24 protein-coding genes and 1 pseudogene are annotated in these 17446 nt (G+C 47.4%); all 25 read left to right on the top strand.

From position 1 onward, the window contains the following. Positions 1-17 precede the first annotated feature (17 nt). Positions 18-500 (top strand): transcription termination/antitermination NusG family protein, encoded by a 483-nt coding sequence (locus tag AB1552_05010; protein ID MEW6053138.1) that lies wholly within the window; start codon positions 18-20, stop codon positions 498-500. Between the two features lie 197 nt (positions 501-697). Then, complete coding sequence (gene rfbA, locus AB1552_05005; protein ID MEW6053137.1) at positions 698-1570, top strand: glucose-1-phosphate thymidylyltransferase RfbA; 873 nt, start codon at positions 698-700, stop codon at positions 1568-1570. Positions 1571-1642: 72 nt separating this feature from the next. Beyond that, positions 1643-2206: a dTDP-4-dehydrorhamnose 3,5-epimerase gene (rfbC, locus tag AB1552_05000; protein MEW6053136.1), complete on the top strand. Its 564-nt coding sequence runs from the start codon at positions 1643-1645 to the stop codon at positions 2204-2206. A gap of 107 nt (positions 2207-2313) precedes the next feature. After that, positions 2314-3171 (top strand): dTDP-4-dehydrorhamnose reductase, encoded by an 858-nt coding sequence (gene rfbD, locus AB1552_04995; GenBank protein MEW6053135.1) that lies wholly within the window; start codon positions 2314-2316, stop codon positions 3169-3171. Further along, positions 3168-4133: a dTDP-glucose 4,6-dehydratase gene (gene rfbB / locus AB1552_04990; GenBank protein ID MEW6053134.1), complete on the top strand. Its 966-nt coding sequence runs from the start codon at positions 3168-3170 to the stop codon at positions 4131-4133. The genes rfbD and rfbB overlap by 4 nt, the downstream gene beginning before the upstream one ends. A 19-nt stretch (positions 4134-4152) precedes the next feature. Beyond that, positions 4153-5562: a phosphomannomutase/phosphoglucomutase gene (locus AB1552_04985; protein MEW6053133.1), complete on the top strand. Its 1410-nt coding sequence runs from the start codon at positions 4153-4155 to the stop codon at positions 5560-5562. 106 nt (positions 5563-5668) lie between these two features. Continuing rightward, positions 5669-7108: a mannose-1-phosphate guanylyltransferase/mannose-6-phosphate isomerase gene (locus AB1552_04980; GenBank protein MEW6053132.1), complete on the top strand. Its 1440-nt coding sequence runs from the start codon at positions 5669-5671 to the stop codon at positions 7106-7108. Positions 7109-7274: 166 nt separating this feature from the next. Next, positions 7275-8429, top strand: coding sequence for a GDP-mannose 4,6-dehydratase (gene gmd, locus AB1552_04975; protein MEW6053131.1), 1155 nt, complete (start codon positions 7275-7277; stop codon positions 8427-8429). A gap of 39 nt (positions 8430-8468) precedes the next feature. Beyond that, on the top strand, positions 8469-9560 hold the full coding sequence (locus AB1552_04970; GenBank protein ID MEW6053130.1) for a GDP-L-fucose synthase: 1092 nt from the start codon (positions 8469-8471) through the stop codon (positions 9558-9560). A 71-nt stretch (positions 9561-9631) separates the two neighbouring features. Beyond that, complete coding sequence (locus tag AB1552_04965) at positions 9632-10939, top strand: nucleotide sugar dehydrogenase (GenBank protein MEW6053129.1); 1308 nt, start codon at positions 9632-9634, stop codon at positions 10937-10939. A gap of 22 nt (positions 10940-10961) precedes the next feature. Further along, positions 10962-12005: an NAD-dependent epimerase gene (locus tag AB1552_04960; protein MEW6053128.1), complete on the top strand. Its 1044-nt coding sequence runs from the start codon at positions 10962-10964 to the stop codon at positions 12003-12005. A gap of 227 nt (positions 12006-12232) precedes the next feature. Continuing rightward, on the top strand, positions 12233-12514 hold the full coding sequence (locus AB1552_04955; GenBank protein MEW6053127.1) for a type II toxin-antitoxin system RelE/ParE family toxin: 282 nt from the start codon (positions 12233-12235) through the stop codon (positions 12512-12514). A 26-nt stretch (positions 12515-12540) separates the two neighbouring features. After that, positions 12541-12846 (top strand): HigA family addiction module antitoxin, encoded by a 306-nt coding sequence (locus AB1552_04950; GenBank protein MEW6053126.1) that lies wholly within the window; start codon positions 12541-12543, stop codon positions 12844-12846. A gap of 274 nt (positions 12847-13120) precedes the next feature. Then, the gene (locus AB1552_04945; GenBank protein MEW6053125.1) at positions 13121-13309 is read left to right on the top strand and encodes a hypothetical protein; all 189 of its coding nucleotides are present in this window, start codon (positions 13121-13123) and stop codon (positions 13307-13309) included. Beyond that, positions 13309-13524: a type II toxin-antitoxin system mRNA interferase toxin, RelE/StbE family gene (locus AB1552_04940; GenBank protein ID MEW6053124.1), complete on the top strand. Its 216-nt coding sequence runs from the start codon at positions 13309-13311 to the stop codon at positions 13522-13524. Before AB1552_04945 ends, AB1552_04940 begins: the two co-directional genes overlap by 1 nt. Before the next feature lie 230 nt (positions 13525-13754). Next, positions 13755-13985, top strand: a complete 231-nt coding sequence (locus tag AB1552_04935) for a DUF433 domain-containing protein (GenBank protein MEW6053123.1) — start codon at positions 13755-13757, stop codon at positions 13983-13985. Between the two features lie 101 nt (positions 13986-14086). Next, positions 14087-14341: pseudogene (locus AB1552_04930) on the top strand (DUF5615 family PIN-like protein). A gap of 181 nt (positions 14342-14522) precedes the next feature. Then, positions 14523-14768, top strand: a complete 246-nt coding sequence (locus tag AB1552_04925; protein MEW6053122.1) for a hypothetical protein — start codon at positions 14523-14525, stop codon at positions 14766-14768. Continuing rightward, the gene (locus AB1552_04920) at positions 14747-15142 is read left to right on the top strand and encodes a PIN domain-containing protein (protein ID MEW6053121.1); all 396 of its coding nucleotides are present in this window, start codon (positions 14747-14749) and stop codon (positions 15140-15142) included. The genes AB1552_04925 and AB1552_04920 overlap by 22 nt, the downstream gene beginning before the upstream one ends. Positions 15143-15339: 197 nt before the next feature. Continuing rightward, the gene (locus AB1552_04915; protein ID MEW6053120.1) at positions 15340-15576 is read left to right on the top strand and encodes a type II toxin-antitoxin system HicB family antitoxin; all 237 of its coding nucleotides are present in this window, start codon (positions 15340-15342) and stop codon (positions 15574-15576) included. Further along, on the top strand, positions 15569-15769 hold the full coding sequence (locus AB1552_04910) for a type II toxin-antitoxin system HicA family toxin (GenBank protein ID MEW6053119.1): 201 nt from the start codon (positions 15569-15571) through the stop codon (positions 15767-15769). The genes AB1552_04915 and AB1552_04910 overlap by 8 nt, the downstream gene beginning before the upstream one ends. 226 nt (positions 15770-15995) lie before the next feature. After that, on the top strand, positions 15996-16289 hold the full coding sequence (locus AB1552_04905) for a nucleotidyltransferase family protein (GenBank protein MEW6053118.1): 294 nt from the start codon (positions 15996-15998) through the stop codon (positions 16287-16289). After that, entirely contained in the window at positions 16282-16635 is a 354-nt protein-coding gene (locus tag AB1552_04900; GenBank protein MEW6053117.1) for a DUF86 domain-containing protein, read from the top strand. The genes AB1552_04905 and AB1552_04900 overlap by 8 nt, the downstream gene beginning before the upstream one ends. A 371-nt stretch (positions 16636-17006) precedes the next feature. Continuing rightward, a complete protein-coding gene (locus AB1552_04895; protein MEW6053116.1) occupies positions 17007-17225 on the top strand; it encodes a hypothetical protein in 219 nt (72 codons plus the stop codon). Continuing rightward, on the top strand, positions 17222-17434 hold the full coding sequence (locus tag AB1552_04890) for a DUF2283 domain-containing protein (protein ID MEW6053115.1): 213 nt from the start codon (positions 17222-17224) through the stop codon (positions 17432-17434). The genes AB1552_04895 and AB1552_04890 overlap by 4 nt, the downstream gene beginning before the upstream one ends. The last annotated feature ends 12 nt before the right edge of the window (positions 17435-17446 follow it).

The raw sequence follows: 17446 nt of genomic DNA, 5'->3' as shown, positions 1-17446 counted from the left end.
TATGTTTAAATAAAATTATGTGGTATGCCATCTATACAAAACACGGAAAAGAAGACTCGGTAGCCTCCCGCCTTCAGATGATCGGAATCGAGGTTCTCAATCCAAAAATCAGGATGAGGAAATTCCGTCGCAACAGGCTTGCTGACGTGATTGAGAATCTTTTCCCCTGTTATCTTTTTGCCAATTTCGATGCGGACAGGTATTCCCACCTTATTACATTTACCCGTGGCGTGAGGTATATCGTCGGCAAACGCAGTCCTGTGGCTGTGCAGGATGAAGTGATGGAGACGATCAGGGATAATATGCAATCTGACAACCTTGTAGTGGTCGGAATGCAAAGGTTTGCCAAAGGGGACGCAGTCCGTATAAAGGATGGCCCATTCAGGGAATTCTGCGGAATATTTGAAAAGGAAATCAGAGGATCAGAGAGAGTAATGATCCTGCTGAATACGATTCACATTAGGGTGGAACTCGACAGCTTTTGCCTGGCTGTGGCGTGACACGACAGGAAGCGTGAGCAGCATGCCGTGAGAAGCACGCGGTAAGCTGCCGGCAGCAGAAAGCAAAGTAGCAGGTACAATGTATCGGTTTAGGGTATCTGCAGGTAACCCGAACATGCCTTCCGGACATGTAATGGCGGTAGCCTGCCTTCTTTCGCTTGTAAGCGTACGGGTTTGTCAGATACAATAACGCAATTATGAAAGGAATAATCCTTGCAGGTGGCAGCGGCACACGTCTTTATCCGGTGACGATCAGTGTCTGCAAGCAGTTGCTGCCCATCTATGACAAACCGATGGTCTACTACCCGCTTTCCGTGCTCATGCTCGCCGGGATCAGGGATATCCTGATCATCTCCACACCCCAGGACCTTCCCCGTTTTATTGCCATATTCGGTGACGGGTCCCATTTGGGACTCAATTTTTCCTACAGGGAACAGCCTCATCCCGGAGGCATCGCAGAGGCGTTCATCCTGGGTGAGAAATTCATAGGAACTGACAACGTATGCCTTGTGCTGGGCGACAATATCTTTTACGGACATGGGTTTACGGATATGCTCAAAAAGGCGTCCCATGACGTCAGGACAAAGGGGGGCGCGACAGTATTCGGGTACTACGTCAAAGATCCTGAAAGGTACGGCGTGGTCGAATTCGATGAAAAAGGGAATGTCCTGTCGATTGAGGAGAAACCCAAAAATCCCAGGTCCAAATATGCCATAACAGGGCTCTATTTCTATGACAACAGGGTTATTGAGGTTGCAAAAAGCATCAGGCCTTCACGGCGGGGAGAGCTTGAGATTACCGATGTCAATCTGGACTATCTTTCAAAGGGCAAACTCTGGGTCGAACTTATGGGACGGGGATATGCATGGCTTGACACCGGCACCCATGAAAGCCTTCTTGAAGCAGGCGAATTTATCGCTACCATAGAAAAAAGACAGGGCCTGAAGATAGCCTGTATTGAAGAAATTGCCTTTAAAGAAGGCTATATCAATCAGGAGCAGCTTGCGAAACTTGCCCAGAACCTCAACCATAACGAATACGGAAAATATCTCCTGCGGCTCATCAAATGAGCAGAGTGACTCGCACGGATTCGGATATTTGGTAATTCTGATTCCCGATACTCTGCACAGAAACACATAGCCATGCCTTTTACGTTTCATCGCCTTACAATTCCCGAAGTCATTCTCATCGAACCCGGGGTCTTCGCAGACGCACGGGGATTTTTCATGGAGACATACAGGTACTCAGGATTTGCCCGGGCAGGAATCAGCGAATACTTCGTACAGGACAATTTTTCACGGTCATCCGGCCGGGTGTTGCGCGGCCTCCATTACCAGAAGAATCCTCATGCACAGGGGAAACTGGTCCAGTGCGTGCAGGGAAGGATTTTCGACGTTGCCGCAGATATCCGGAAAGGGTCTCCCTCCTTTGGCAAATGGACAGGTGCCGAACTTTCTGAAGAAAATAATCGTATGCTCTACATACCGCCCGGGTTTGCCCATGGGTTTGTCGTGCTGGATGAATCTGCCGGTGTGCTCTATAAATGCACCCAGGAATATGCGCCTGAGAATGACCGGGGAATTATCTGGAACGATCCCGATATCAATATCCAATGGCCGGTAGAAAACCCTGTGCTGTCCGACAAGGATAGCAGGCATCCTTTTCTGAAGGATGCAGACAATAACTTTACGTACGGGAAATCATAAACAGTGAAAATACAAAAGGTATCTCCCTGCAAAGAGAGCAGGATCATACTATCGGCCTGTTGCAGGCTGTACCCTTCCTCTCTTCATTTGCCTGAATCCGGAGTTTCATGAAAATCCTGATCACCGGAGCAAACGGCCAGCTCGCGAGGGAATTCCGGAAGTCGCTCGAAAGCTTTGCTCATGAAGTAACAGCTCTTGAGAAAAATGCCATGGATATCACCAGCCCTGAAAGCGTGAAAAAGGCGCTGGCAGAGTATGGCCCTGATGTTGTGGTGAATTGTGCCTCATACAATTTTGTGGATAAGGCTGAGGACGATTTCGACAGTGCATACAAGGTAAATGCGCAGGGGGTGAGAAACCTCGCCCTTGCATGTAAGAGAAATGCTGCCCTTCTGGTCCATTACAGCAGCGATTATGTATTTGACGGGAAAAAAGAGGATTTCTACACAGAAGAAGATCCAACAAACCCAATAAACAATTATGGGAAAACAAAGCTGCTTGGGGAAAACTTTCTCAGGGAGGACTATGATAACTTCTTGCTGTTCAGGGTCAGCTGGGTTTTCGGAGAGGGCGAACAGAACTTTCTCTTCAAGCTGTGTGAATGGGCAAAGAAGACCAGGGTACTGAAGATCGTCTGTGACCAGATATCGGTTCCTACATATACAAGGAACATCGTGAACCTCACGATGTTTGCGGTGAACCGTGGCCTGAGGGGTTTTTATCATCTTACGAGCAGCGGATATGCCACGCGCTATGAGGTGGCACGTTATTTTTTGGAAAGAATCGGCATGCGCAACCTCATTATCCCTGTGGCTTCAGAATACTTCCCTTCTCCGGCCAGAAGGCCTTTTTTTTCTGCCATGGCAAACCGGAAACTCGCGGAAGATCTGAACGTCGAGATCCCGGACTGGAAATTCGGCATAGATAATTATGTAAATAGCGTGTTTGGAAAGGAGAAAGTATGATTCAGAAACTCCTCGTCACAGGCGGGGCGGGCTTTATCGGCAGCGAATTCGTGAGACAGGGCGTACAGAGGGGATATGCCATTACTGTTATCGACACGCTCAGCTATGCCGGTGACATGCAAAGAGTCCGGGAAGTCATGCAGAGCATCTCCTTTCAGAGGGTGGATATCACCGACAGGACGTCCCTTGAGAGAATCTTTGCGACGGAAAGGCCGGAAGCGGTCGTACACTGGGCGGCGGAAAGCCATGTCGACAGAAGCATCGATGACGCATCCCCGTTTATCGACGCCAACGTGAAAGGCACACAGGTGCTTCTTGATATCGCGAAAACATATGGAATCGGCAGATTCATCAATGTGTCGACTGATGAGGTGTACGGCGATCTCGGGAAAGACGGTCAGTTCCATGAAACCACGCCGCTCAACCCCAGTTCCCCCTATTCGGTCAGCAAAGCTGCTGCTGACATGCTCGGACGTGCATATCACAGGACGCACGGACTGCCGGTGATCACGGTCAGGCCCTCGAACAACTACGGCCCCTGGCAGTATCCTGAAAAGCTCATCCCTGTAATCATCATGAATGCGCTGAGCGACAGAAAAGTCCCGGTGTATGCAAAGGGGGAAAATGTGAGAGAGTGGCTATTCGTGTCCGATTGCGCGGGTGCGGTGTTCGAGATACTCGAAAAAGGAAGGGCCGGGGAGATCTATAATATCGGAAGCGGCGAGGAGAAGAGAAACATAGATGTAGTGAAAAGTATTCTTGCGATACTTGGAAAACCTGAAGACCTCATAGAATTCGTGAAGGACAGACCGGGGCATGATTTCAGGTATTCCCTCAATTCGCATAAAATCACCGAACACCTCGGATGGAAGGTGAAGACGCATTTTTCCGGAGGGATCGAACGAACGGTGCAGTGGTACCGGGAAAACATGGAATGGGTGAAAAGCAAGGTAAAGGCATAAGCCCGAAGGCATGCAGACGATGGAAGACAGGATATTCAGAGAATACGATATACGCGGGATTGCAGGAGAGGAACTCTCGGAGGACTTCGCCTTAATGCTCGGCAGGGCATTTGTGACGCGGCTCAGACAGGTGAATCCTTTGGCAAAACGGGTGAGTATCGGGAGGGATGCGAGGGTCAGTTCAGACGCACTGGCAGCAGCCCTTATCCGGGGAATTACCGCAGGCGGAATACATGTATACGACGTGGGTCTCTGCCCGACGCCCCTGCAGTATTTCTCCCTCCATCACCTGGATCTTGACGGCGGCATCATGGTGACCGGCAGCCATAACCCACCTGAATACAACGGGTTCAAGCTGAGCATTGGCAGGGAGACGATCTTCGGAGATGAGATCCAGAGGATCAGGCAGATCATCCGGAATCATGACTGGCGGGAAAACCGGGAGCCGGGTACAGTTGAGACGTTTGATATTGTCGCTGCATACCGCAGTTTCATGACGGCACGATTTTCCTATCTCGCAGACAGGAAATACAGGATACTGAAAGTGGTCGTTGATGCAGGAAACGGCACCGCCGGCATCATCGCCCCTGATATTCTTGAGGCGATGGGGTGCACAGTGTTTCCGCTATACTGTGAACCTGACGGCAGATTCCCGAATCACCATCCTGATCCCACCGTTGTTGAATATATTACTGATCTCATACACCTGACAAAAAATGAAAATGCAGATATTGGCGTGGGATATGATGGTGACGCAGACAGGATAGGCGTTGTCGACAGGGCAGGAAACGTCATATGGGGAGACCAGATAATGATCGTTCTCTCACGGGACATCCTGAAGAAGAAACCCGGCGCGGTCATCATCGGTGATGTGAAATGCTCTCAGCTTATGTTTGACGATATAGGGAAGAATGGCGGCGTGCCGGTCATGTGGAAGACAGGGCACTCACTTGTGAAGGACAAGATGCGAAAGGAATCCGCGCTCCTCGCCGGGGAGTTCAGCGGACATATCTTTATCGCCGATGACTACTTCGGGTATGACGATGCCATTTATACCACGTTCCGGCTCGTCGAGATCATGAAGATCTCTGGCATGGGCATCCGGGAACTGCTCTCGGATATCCCACGGATGCATTATACCCCTGAAATACGCATGGACTGCCGTGACGATCAGAAACGGGAGATAGTCGCAAAGCTGGTCCAAAGGTGCAAGGACTACGCCTCATCAGGGAGCGGACCTCTCCCGATAAAAAAGATCTACGACATAGACGGGGCCAGGGTTGTGTTCGAGAAGGGGTGGGGACTTGTGCGTTCGAGCAACACCCAGCCGGTAATAGTCCTCCGCTTCGAGGCGGAAGATGAAGAAAGCCTGAAGCGGTATGAGGCTTTTCTGAGGGCGGAACTGAAAAAGGCTGAAGCCGAAGTATGAGACGGACAATAACGATATGTGCAATACCGGAAGGAGGAAGCATGGAAAGATTCGGATTCCTTACCAGTGCAGGTGATACGGAACTCTTCACCCCGGGTGCAGCAGCATGAAAGCGCTTGTCCTTGCAGGAGGTTCCGGGACAAGACTCTGGCCTCTGAGCAGGAAGAACTACCCGAAACAGTTCCTGAAGCTCAACAGTGAGAAATCCCTGCTCCGTGAGACGATCGAGAGGCTCCTGCATGTCTTTTCTCCCGGCGACATTGTGGTCATGACGAACAGCGAATACAAATTCCACGTCCTGTCCGACCTTAGCGCAATAGCTGAAGACCGGAACAGTGCTGCAGTCAGCAATATCATCCTCGAACCTGTCGGGAAGAATACTGCGCCGGCCATTGCGCTCGGCATGAAATACTGCACCGAGAAACTCAGATGCAAAAAAGACGAGGTGCTGTTCATCTCTCCTGCAGACCACATCATCAGGCCTGCAGAACGGTTTGCAGAATATGTAAGCCTTTCCGGAGACATTGCGGGAAAGGGCAGTATCGTGACGTTTGGCATTCAGCCGACAAGACCTGAAACAGGCTACGGGTATATCAAAGCGAAGAGCGAAAAGCAAAGAGCACAGAGCAAGACGGAGGGAGACCTTCCCCCCGTGTATTATCGGGTTGAGAAATTTGCCGAAAAACCCGATATCGATACCGCGGAACGATATATCAGAGAAGGAGATTACTACTGGAATTCGGGAATGTTTGCCTTCAGCATCGGAACCATGGCGGACGAGTTCAGAAGGTTCGCGCCCGGTATCAGGAACATGCTCGACCTGACTTTTGACAGCATGCTGTCCGATTTCGGGCAGATGCCGTCAATATCGATAGACTATGCGGTGGCGGAAAAATCAGACAAGATGGTGATACTCCCGCTTGATATTTACTGGAACGACATCGGCTCATGGGACTCGCTCTACGACGTGGTTGACAAGGATGAGAAGGGCAACATAAAGATGGGGGACACCCTGACCATCGATACCAGGGACACCCTCATCATCAGCGGCAAGCGTCTCATATCGACGATCGGGATGGAGGAGTGCCTGATTGTTGATACGGAAGATGCGGTGCTGGTCGCAAGAAAGGGGGAGACCCAGAAGGTGCGCGAGGTTGTGGAACTCCTGAAACAGGAAGACCGGAAAGAGGCATCGGAACATGTGACCACGTACCGTCCGTGGGGAAACTATACGGTCCTCGAGGAGGGGGAGCGGTACAAGATCAAGCGGATCGTGGTGAACTCGGGTGCACGTCTGAGTCTGCAGATGCATTACCACCGGTCTGAACACTGGGTTGTGGTCAGGGGAGCAGCAAAGGTGACGATCGGCGAGATCGAAAAACTTGTCCATGAAAACGAGTCGGTATATATCCCGAAATCAACCCGCCACAGGCTCGAAAACCCCGGCAGGGTTCCGCTCGAGATCATTGAGGTCCAGAACGGGGAATATGTCGGCGAAGACGACATCGTGCGCATAGATGATGTGTACGGCAGGAACGAAGCATAGCGCAGTATCAGACATTCTAAAACTTGTCATTTTGGTGTCATTGCGAGGAGCAGAGCGACGAAGCAATCTCATGCATCAATATAAAAATTGGATTGCCGTACGCCTTCTTCTCAGGATTGTGCAGAGATTTTGCATTACATACTAAATACAAAGGAAGGGAATTGACATGAAACGGGCATTGATCACCGGCATCACCGGACAGGACGGTTCGTATCTTGCAGAACTGCTCTTATCGAAGAACTACGAGGTGCACGGTTTAATCAGAAGGTCGAGCGCCTTCAACACCGGAAGGATCGACCATGTGTACACAGACCCCCATATCCCCGGCACGCGGCTCTTCCTTCATTACGGCGACCTCTCTGATTCAGGGCAGCTTGCCGACATCATTTACAATATCAGGCCGGAGGAGATTTACCACCTTGCCGCGCAGAGCCATGTAAAAGTCAGCTTCGACATGCCGGAATATACCGGGGATATCACCGCCATCGGTACCACGAGGCTGCTGGATGCGATAAGGAGAAGCGGGATAAAGACGCGGTTTTACCAGGCATCTTCATCCGAGATGTTTGGCGCCTCGCCTCCGCCCCAGAATGAGCACACCCCCTTTTATCCGCGCAGCCCGTATGCGGCAGCAAAGGTCTATTCCTACTGGATGACAGTGAATTACCGTGAAGGGTACCGCATGTTCGCATGCAACGGCATTCTTTTCAACCACGAATCTCCCCGCAGGGGGGAAACGTTTGTTACGAGAAAGATCACCCGCGCACTCGCAAACATGCTGGCAGGCAAACAGAGGAAACTTTATCTCGGCAATCTTGATTCCAAAAGGGACTGGGGATTTGCGCCGGAGTATGTGGAATGCCAGTGGCTGATCCTCCAGCAGGACAGCCCCGAAGACTTTGTGATCGGCACAGGCGAAAGTCATTCGGTGAGGGAATTCCTTGAGGAAGCGTTCAGCTATGTGGGTATCGAGATAGAATGGAAGGGCAAGGGTGTCAGGCAGAAGGGAAAGATCCGTTCTCTGGACCCGTCATTATGCGCGACCTTTCGTGCCGGAGATACCATAATAGAGATAGACCCGAAATATTTCCGGCCTACCGAGGTCGATTTTCTGAAGGCTGATATCACGAAGGCGCGGAAGAAACTTGGATGGACGCCGCGTACGACCTTCAGTGAACTGGTCAAGATCATGGTCGACTATGACATGAAACTCATCCATCTTACCCCGGTCGGCGACGGAATCAGGATATGCGAAAAGAAAGGCTTCACATATACCAGGCACGACTTCGCAAAATACGAAAAGATAAGGGAACGGTGCTGAGAATCACATGCTGAATTCCGGTATTCATCTGGACGTATCATGAAAAAAGATTCCAGAATCTATGTCGCCGGCCACAGAGGGCTTGTCGGTTCAGCAATCCTCCGGAAACTTGTAGAGCATGGGTTTACGAATCTCGTAACAAGGACTTCACGGCAGCTTGACCTCAGACGGCAGAAGGAGACCGAGCGGTTCTTCGAAAAGGAACGGCCGGATTTCGTCTTCCTCGCAGCGGCAAAGGTCGGCGGAATCATTGCGAACAGCACCTTCAAGGCTGAATTCATCTATGACAACCTCATGATCGCAGCAAACATTATTCATGCAGCCTATAAGTGCAACGTGAAAAAACTTCTCAACCTCGGGTCATCATGCATTTATCCGAAACTCGCTCCGCAGCCCCTGAAAGAGGAGTATCTTCTGACCGGTCTTCTTGAGCCAACAAACGAACCATATGCGATAGCCAAGATATCTGCCATAAAACTCTGCAGATACTACAACGAGCAGTACGGAACCGACTTCATCTCCGTCATGCCGACAAATCTCTATGGCACATATGATAATTTCAACCTGATGACCTCCCATGTGCTGCCCGCGCTTATCAGAAAAATGCATCTCGGCAAATGCCTCCGCAATGGCGATTTTGATGCAGCAGGGAAGGATCTGAAAAAATATCCTCTTGGCAGTTCCGGAAAAAATCATATTCATAAACGCGATGTTCTCCGAATCCTTTCACGATACGGGATTCGGCTTTTTTCGAAAGGAATGAAAAACCCGGTCTCTCGTGACATGCAGGTGCGTGTGGAACTCTGGGGAACCGGAAACCCCTACAGGGAGTTTCTGCATGTCGACGACCTCGCAGAGGCATGCGTGTTTCTTATGGAGAGATACGGAAGCCGGGAGATCGGCGAGTTTGTGAACATAGGCACAGGAACGGACACCACTATCAGGGATCTTGCAATGATGGTGAAAGACATCATCGGCTTTGACGGAGAACTCGTATGGGATTCATCGAAACCGGACGGCACCCCCCGGAAGCTCCTTGACGTGTCGAAGATTCAGTCCCTCGGCTGGAAGCCGAAGATCAGCCTTGAAGAAGGCATACGCAGGACATATGCATGGTATCTCAGACCCTGACGGGAAAATCTTGGGATGCCTCCTGAAGTATATGCGCGAAAATCGGCCATTGATTATAAAGAGGAGATAATATGGACCTAATCGGCAAGATACAATCGAGGACCGCACGGATCGGGATCATCGGCCTTGGCTATGTGGGGCTTCCCCTGGTCATACGCTATTCCGAAGAAGGCTTTCCGGTGACAGGCTTCGATATCGACCGGAAAAAAGTGGACAGGCTGAACCGGGGCGAGAGCTATATCAAGCATATCCCCTCCGTAAAAATACAGGCGTTAAAGGAAAAGAAGAGATTCCGGGCCACGGCTGACTACTCGAAGCTCGCGGAAATGGACTGTATCATCATCTGCGTGCCTACCCCATTGAAGAAGAACAAGGAGCCGGACCTGAGCTATGTGGAGAAGACCTCTGACGAGATAGCACGCTATCTGCGGAAAGGGCAGCTCATCTCTCTCGAAAGTACGACATATCCGGGCACTACGCGGGAAATCCTTCTGCCGAAATTCGAACGCAAAAGGCTGAAGGCAGGAAAAGATTTTTTCCTCGTCTTCTCTCCTGAACGCGAGGACCCCGGCAACCCCAGTTTCACTACAAAAAACATCCCGAAAGTCGTCGGGGGGATGACTCCTGCGTGTATCAGAGCCGGGAAAACGTTATACGAACAGACCATTGATACTGTTATCGCCGTCTCTTCGCCCGAGGTTGCCGAGTTCACGAAACTGCTCGAGAACATCTTCCGCGGGGTGAATATCGCGCTGGTGAATGAGATGAAGATGCTTGCCGACAGGATGGGAATCGATATCTGGGAGGTCATTGCGGCCTCCTCGACCAAGCCCTTCGGATTTATGCCGTTTTATCCGGGGCCCGGTCTCGGCGGGCACTGCATTCCCATCGACCCATTCTATCTTACATGGAAAGCGAAGGAGTACGACTTTAACACCCGGTTTATCGAACTCGCGGGTGAGATCAATACGGCAATGCCGCACTACGTGGTCGCAAAAATCATAGACGGACTGAATACACACGGCAAATGCCTGCAGCATGCAAAGATACTTGTTCTGGGTGTTGCCTACAAGAAAGACGCCGATGACATACGGGAATCACCCGCGGTCGAGATAATCGACATCCTGAAAGATAAGGGAGCGAGGGTGGAATACAACGACCCCCATATTCTCTCTATTTCCGGTATGCGTCATTATCCGCACCTTTCGATGAAGAGCATTGCGCTGTCGCAAAAGATGCTGAAGAAGTATGACTGCACAGTGATCATCACCAACCATTCCCAGTATAACTACTCATGGATTGTGAAGAACAGTCGCCTGGTTGTGGACACGCGGAACGCTACCGCAGGAATAAAGAGCAAAAAGATCCTGAAAGCCTGAGTGTGGAAAGGAAATACATTCTATGAACAAAAAAAGAACCGCCTCAAAGATTCTTGTTACCGGCGCTGCAGGGTTTATCGGCTTCCATCTCAGCAGAAGGCTTCTCGAAAAAGGGTATCACGTTGTGGGCATCGATAACATGAATGATTACTACGATGTGAATCTCAAGAAGGCGCGGCTGAAACAGATACGGGATAAAGAGAATTTCAGGTTCCATAAAATGGCACTTGAACAGAGGGACAAGGTTCTCAGACTTTTCAGGGAAGAAAAATTCGATTATGTGGTCAATCTCGCTGCCCAGGCGGGAGTGAGGTATTCGCTGATCAACCCTTATGCCTATATGGACAGCAACATATACGGGTTTCTGAACATTCTCGAGGGGTGCAGGCATCATGGAGTGAGACATCTTGTGTTCGCCTCGTCAAGCTCCGTGTACGGACTGAATACCAAAATGCCTTTTTCCACGCATCATAATGTCGATCACCCCATCTCCCTGTATGCCGCAACAAAAAAGGCGAATGAGCTGATGGCGCACACTTACAGCTATCTGTATGGAATACCCGCAACCGGGCTACGGTTCTTCACGGTGTATGGCCCATGGGGCAGGCCGGATATGGCGTTGTTCATATTTACTAAGGCTATTCTTGAGGGGAAGCAGATCGACGTTTTCAATTTCGGGAAGATGCAGAGAGATTTCACCTACATCGATGATATCGTCGAGGGAGTTGTGCGGATAATCCGGCGAATCCCCGGTTCTGACAAACGCTGGAACGGAAACAAGCCTGACCCCTCATCGAGTTGTGCACGGTACAGGCTGTATAACATCGGCAACAACAATCCTGTTGAGCTTATGAGGTTCATTGAGACGCTCGAAGAGTGCCTTGGGAAAAAAGCACGGAAAAACCTCCTCCCGATCCAGCCCGGAGACGTTCCTGCAACATATGCCGATATCGATGACCTCACAGCCGATACAGGGTTTGCGCCTTCCACAAACATCAGGGACGGCATCAGCAGGTTCGTCGAATGGTACACGCAGTATTATAAAACCGCCACATCCAAAAAATAGCTCTGTTATCCGGTTCTGCGTACGCGATTTCCCTTATCTGCGTCTGTTACAAGAACGCTATAAACTCACCAAACTCAACAAACGCAATGCGCTATGAACAGAATTAATGTCAAATATTGAGACGCGCCCCATTTTAATGGCATTTTCCCCTGTCAGCTATGTGCTATCGGCTTGTCAGCTTGCTCGGTTGAAGTATATAACCTTATGTGTTATACTGTAACAAGTTCGTGATACGGTCTTTTGCAGACAGAGAGACCAAAGAGTTGTTCATGACAGGGCGGAGCCGGAAATTCTCACAAGCTGTTTGCAAAACAGGCTTGAGGAAGCTTGATTATTTGAATGCGGCAAGGACTCTGGAGGATTTGAAAGCGCCTCCCGGCAACCGGCTTGAGGCACTAAAGGGAAAATATAGAGGGAAATATAGCATAAGAATCAACGACCAGTACCGGATAGTATTCCGATTCAAAGAATCTGATGCATATGAAGTTGAAATTTCCGATTATCATTAGAGAGGAGTGATAGCAGGATGTCGAACATGACAAGGAAGCCGACACATCCGGGAGAGATATTAAAGGAAGAATTCCTTGATCCGCTCGGCCTTTCACAGTCGCAGCTGGCAAAAGAGCTCGATACGACATTCAGGACTGTCAATGAGATTGTGAATGAAAAGAGAAACATTAGCCCTGAAATGGCGATCAAGCTCTCCCGGTACTTCGGAACAACGCCAGAGCTGTGGCTGAACCTCCAGAATCAGCATGATCTCTATGCCGCAAGACAAAAAAAACAGACTTTGCTGGCAAAAATCAGGCCCTACAAGGAACTGCACAAAAAAACAGCATAAGATGTACGTTTTGCGTTTTTCAGTGTGTGAAGTTGATGCCTGATCCTGATCTCTGGCTGTGTACGAACATGAATTCTTCGAAGCAGTTGCTATTTATGGATAAAGACCATACGGTATATTTATTCCATAAACACAAAGAACCATATAAACTCTACAAACCCCATGAACTCTATTAACGTCATTAACGCTATGAGCTATCAGCTATTCGTTTGCCCGCTTGCCGGCTTGTTCGTTCCAAAGATATGCTATCATATGTTTTAGGAGGCTATAAAACATGAAGAACGTTGCCCTTGAAGATATTTATAAACAGGTCGTTGATTTGCAGCAGGAGGTTAAGGAGATCAAAAAGGGGCTTCTTGATGAACCCGAACTGCGGGAAGATTTTATCCTGCGAATGCGAGATATTGGACTGGAAAAGACTATTCCGGTAGAAGATTTTAGGAAAAGATACGGTCTGAAGTAATGTACAGGCTTGCCGTCAAGGAAAGCCTTGACAGGAAATTCAAGAAGCTCCAGAAAAAAGATAAGGAGCTCCTCCGCCTCATTCATAATAAAGTGCAGGATATACTTATCGACCCCTATCGGTTTAAACCTCTCAGAAAGCCCTTGCAGAACAAACGGAGAGTCCCTGTCGGCGGTTCGTTTGTTCTCGTATACGAAACAGACGAGAAACAATAAATTGTAACACTCTTTGATTTTGATCACCACGATAATATTTATAAAACATAGGCGTATCAGCGAAGAATTCTTCACAGTTCACGACTCACGCTTTACGGTCATTAAATGTGAAATATGGAGACCTGACTCTGTTCTTTTCCTTGACTTAATGAACTATTTTGCCGGCTTTCCAGCCCGCTGGCTTGTTCCCTTGCCAGCTGTGCTATAATGATTGGTGAGTGGATTATATTATGGACTTAAAAAAACGAATCGAACTTGATCCAAGAGTGTGCAACGGAAAACCGGTGATTAAGGGAACCAGAATTCCTATAACCGTGATTCTTGAGCAGCTGGCTGAGGGAAAAACCTGGGATACAATACTCTCAGGGTATCCCGAATTAACCCGTGACGATATTCATGCCGCTCTCAGCTATGCGAGAGCAACAATAGACCATACAGACCTCAAAGCCGTACATGCCTGAAAGCTTAAGGCTTTATCTTGATCAGGGAGGTAGCACAAGCGTTACGCGAAAAGGGACACGATGTCATTCGTGCATCAGAAACATGACAGGCAAGGGCGGATGACCGGCAGATTCTGAATAAGGCTATATCTGAAAGTCGCATTCTGATAACGCTTGATGAGCATTTTGGCGATTGGGTTATTTTGCCTCTGAGCAGGCATCTTGGAGTTATTCGGTTGAAAGTTCATCCAACAACCTCTGAAAAAGTTTTGAAAATACTGATGCCCTTCCTACGTCTTTATTCACAGGAGCAATTCAGAGATTATCTCGTGATTTTGTCAGCAAAACGTGCCAAATGGATACGAACCGCTGGGTAGTTTGGACGCTTGCAGGCTTTTCCACTTGATAGCCTGCTCACTGATTTAACGCAATAAACCCAATAAACCCAATAAACGCGTTAGTAGTTTTCAAAGTGTACTGTGGAGGACCTGCCCCTGTGAGATGCTGCAATGAATATGATACAATGGAGTATAACAACTTTTTACCATTGGAGGGACTATGGGCTTTGCTGTTGATTATAAGAAAGAGATACTCAATATCACCAGAGATTTGCCAAATGATAAGCTTAAAGTCTTGGTCAATTTCGCACAGTTTCTTAAAGAAAAAGAAGAAGAGTTTTCATACATGGATATCCCGGACAGCAGTGAATATGTGAAAGAATTGAGAAAAAAACAGGCGAAAAAAGTGAAGACCGGGAAAAAATTCATTGCAGAACTTATTGAATGGCAAAAATCAAACTCCTGATAGATACCGATATATTTATTGATGCACTGAAGGAAGTAAAACCGGCCAGGGAATTATTCAAATCAAAAGATATTGTGCTGCACTGTTCAATTCTTACCACAAAAGAACTCCTGTCGAAACGAGGACTGAAAGATTCTGAAAGACAGAAAATAATGAATCTGCTCTTAAAAACAAGAGTGCTCAGAATAGACGACCAAATCAACCGGAAATATTTTGCATTGATCAGGAAGTATGGTGAAAGACAGGACATGCTTATCGATTATCTTATTGCAGCTACGGCATGGGCAAAAAATCTGGCGCTTCTTACTAGAAACAGGAAACATTTTGAGCGCATTGAGGAGATTACCGTCAGCCCCGCATATGAGATTGAATAAAACCAGGTTTGTTCGTTTGCTCGCAGATTGAACCCAATGAACGCAACAAACAGTCTTTTAATCGAACCCAACAAACGCAATGAACTCAATAAACTCAATAAACCCAATGAACTCTATCAACGTCATTAACGCTATGAGCTATCAACTCAGAGTTTGTTCTCCTGTTCGGCATGGTATAATAATCTTGTGAGGTGCATATGAAGACTAAAGAATTGTCATACCGGATTGTGTTAAGGCCTGAACCGGAGGGAGGATATACGGTTATTGTGCCATCTTTGCCGGGATGTATTACCTACGGAGAAACAGTTGAAGAGGCAAAAGAAATGGCTAAGGATGCAATTGAGGCGTACCTGAAAAGCGTTGAAAAACAGGGAGAAGAAATCCTCGACGACTCGAATACTTTTGAAGGCGTATTGACCCTAAAATATGCCTAAGATTCCGTCGCTCACCGCTGAGCAAGTCGTCAGATTATTGCTGCAAAACGGATTTGAGCTCGATCATCAAACAGGTAGCCACAGGGTGTACTACAATAAAACCACAAAAAAGAGAGTAACCGTCCCCTATCATAAAAGAGAACTGCCACGTGGTACAGTTCTTTCGATATTGAAACAGGCGGGGTTGAAATAGTATCTATAAAATGCCCCCTTCACAGTTCACGACTGTCAAACCTTGAACATGGAAACGGTTTTTGTATTGAACTCAATAAACCCTATAAACAGTCTTTTAATCGAACCCAATAAACGCTACAAACAGTCTTTTAACCGAACGCAACAAACTCGATAAACCCTATAGACTCAATAAACTCAACTAACAGTCGTGCCTCGAACCTTGTTCCTTATGGTAAAATGATTTTATGAATCTCATTGGGTTGAAAGAAACGTTAGAGGAATCTAAGCCATACATGGAACAGACATTCCACGTAAAAGAAATTGGAATTTTCGGTTCGTCTGTGAAGAGTTCTAATACTGCTAAGAGCGATGTAGACATTCTCATTGATTTTCAACGGGGTCATAAAGATTTTTTTAATTTCATGCGACTGAAATATTATCTCGAAAACCTACTCGGCAAAAAGGTTGATCTGGTCATGAAGAATGCCATCAAACCAATATTAAAGAAAAGCATCCTCAGTGAAGTTGAATATGTCTAAAAAGCAGAGAGATCCCTTGCTGTTCCTCCATGACATCCTCGACAGCATCAGAAAGATTGAGAAATACACTAAAAATATGTCTCTGGGTGATCTCAAAAGAAATCAGCTGGTTGTAGATGCTGTTATGAGAAACTTCGAAATTATAGGTGAAGCAGTGAAAAATATACCCAAAGAGGTGAGAAATAAGTATCCTGAAATAGCGTGGAAAGAAGCAGCAGGTTTCCGGGATATACTTATTCATAATTACTTTGGAGTCGATGTTGAAGCAGTATGGGATACGATCAACAATAATCTCCCAGAATTCAAGAAACATATTAAATTGGTCATTAAATCATTGAAACATTAGCTATTCGCTGACCCTATGATGGACAATATTTGAACGAATTACAGAAAATCTCTCCGATGATCGGAGCCCTTATGTGCCCGCTGTCGACTCTACAAACCCCATGAACTCTATTAACGTCATTAATGCCATGAGCTGCCAGCTGACTTGACCTTGAACTTTGACCTCGGAACATAGAACGGTTTTCATCTTGAACTCAATAAACCCAATAAACTCAATGAACGCTATTAACGCAATAAACGCAATAGACGCGGTAGTGTTTTTCAATGTGTAATGTGGAGACCTGACCTCTTTAATGATGAGTAGATAAAGATGAAAATAAAATATTCTGAACATTTAGAAAATAGACTGAAAGTAAAAAAAGCGACTATGACTTGCCTGCTGTAATCATCAAACAATCTGCAGAGAGATATTATGACGAGGAGACAAAGTATTATGTCGCAATAATGGAAGTGAATTTATATAATAAAAAAAGAGATGTGATGGTCGTATTTGATTATGAAGATGATATTGTAAAGCTATTGACCATTCATCCTCTTAAGGCAGGGCAGAAGGAGAACAGGGTAAGGAATGGAAGATGGAGGAAAGGATGATAGAAGATTTTAAAGTTTTTTATGATGAAAAAGAAGATATTCTCTATTTGGCTAAAGAGGGAGAAGAGGCAGAAGTTGTTGAACTCTCTCCGGGAGTGCATGCTGAGCTCGACTCGTCAGGAAACCTGATAGGTGTCGAGGTTTTTAAAGCATCAGGAATGTTCAAGGATGTCATTAAGATGATGGAAAAGAGACTCCAGGTTGCTTAGGGAAGAGGCCTT

This window comes from Nitrospirota bacterium (assembly GCA_040754395.1).
Classification (GTDB): Bacteria; Nitrospirota; Thermodesulfovibrionia; order Thermodesulfovibrionales; family SM23-35; genus JBFMCL01.
This window is presented reverse-complemented; position numbering and strand designations above follow the sequence as displayed.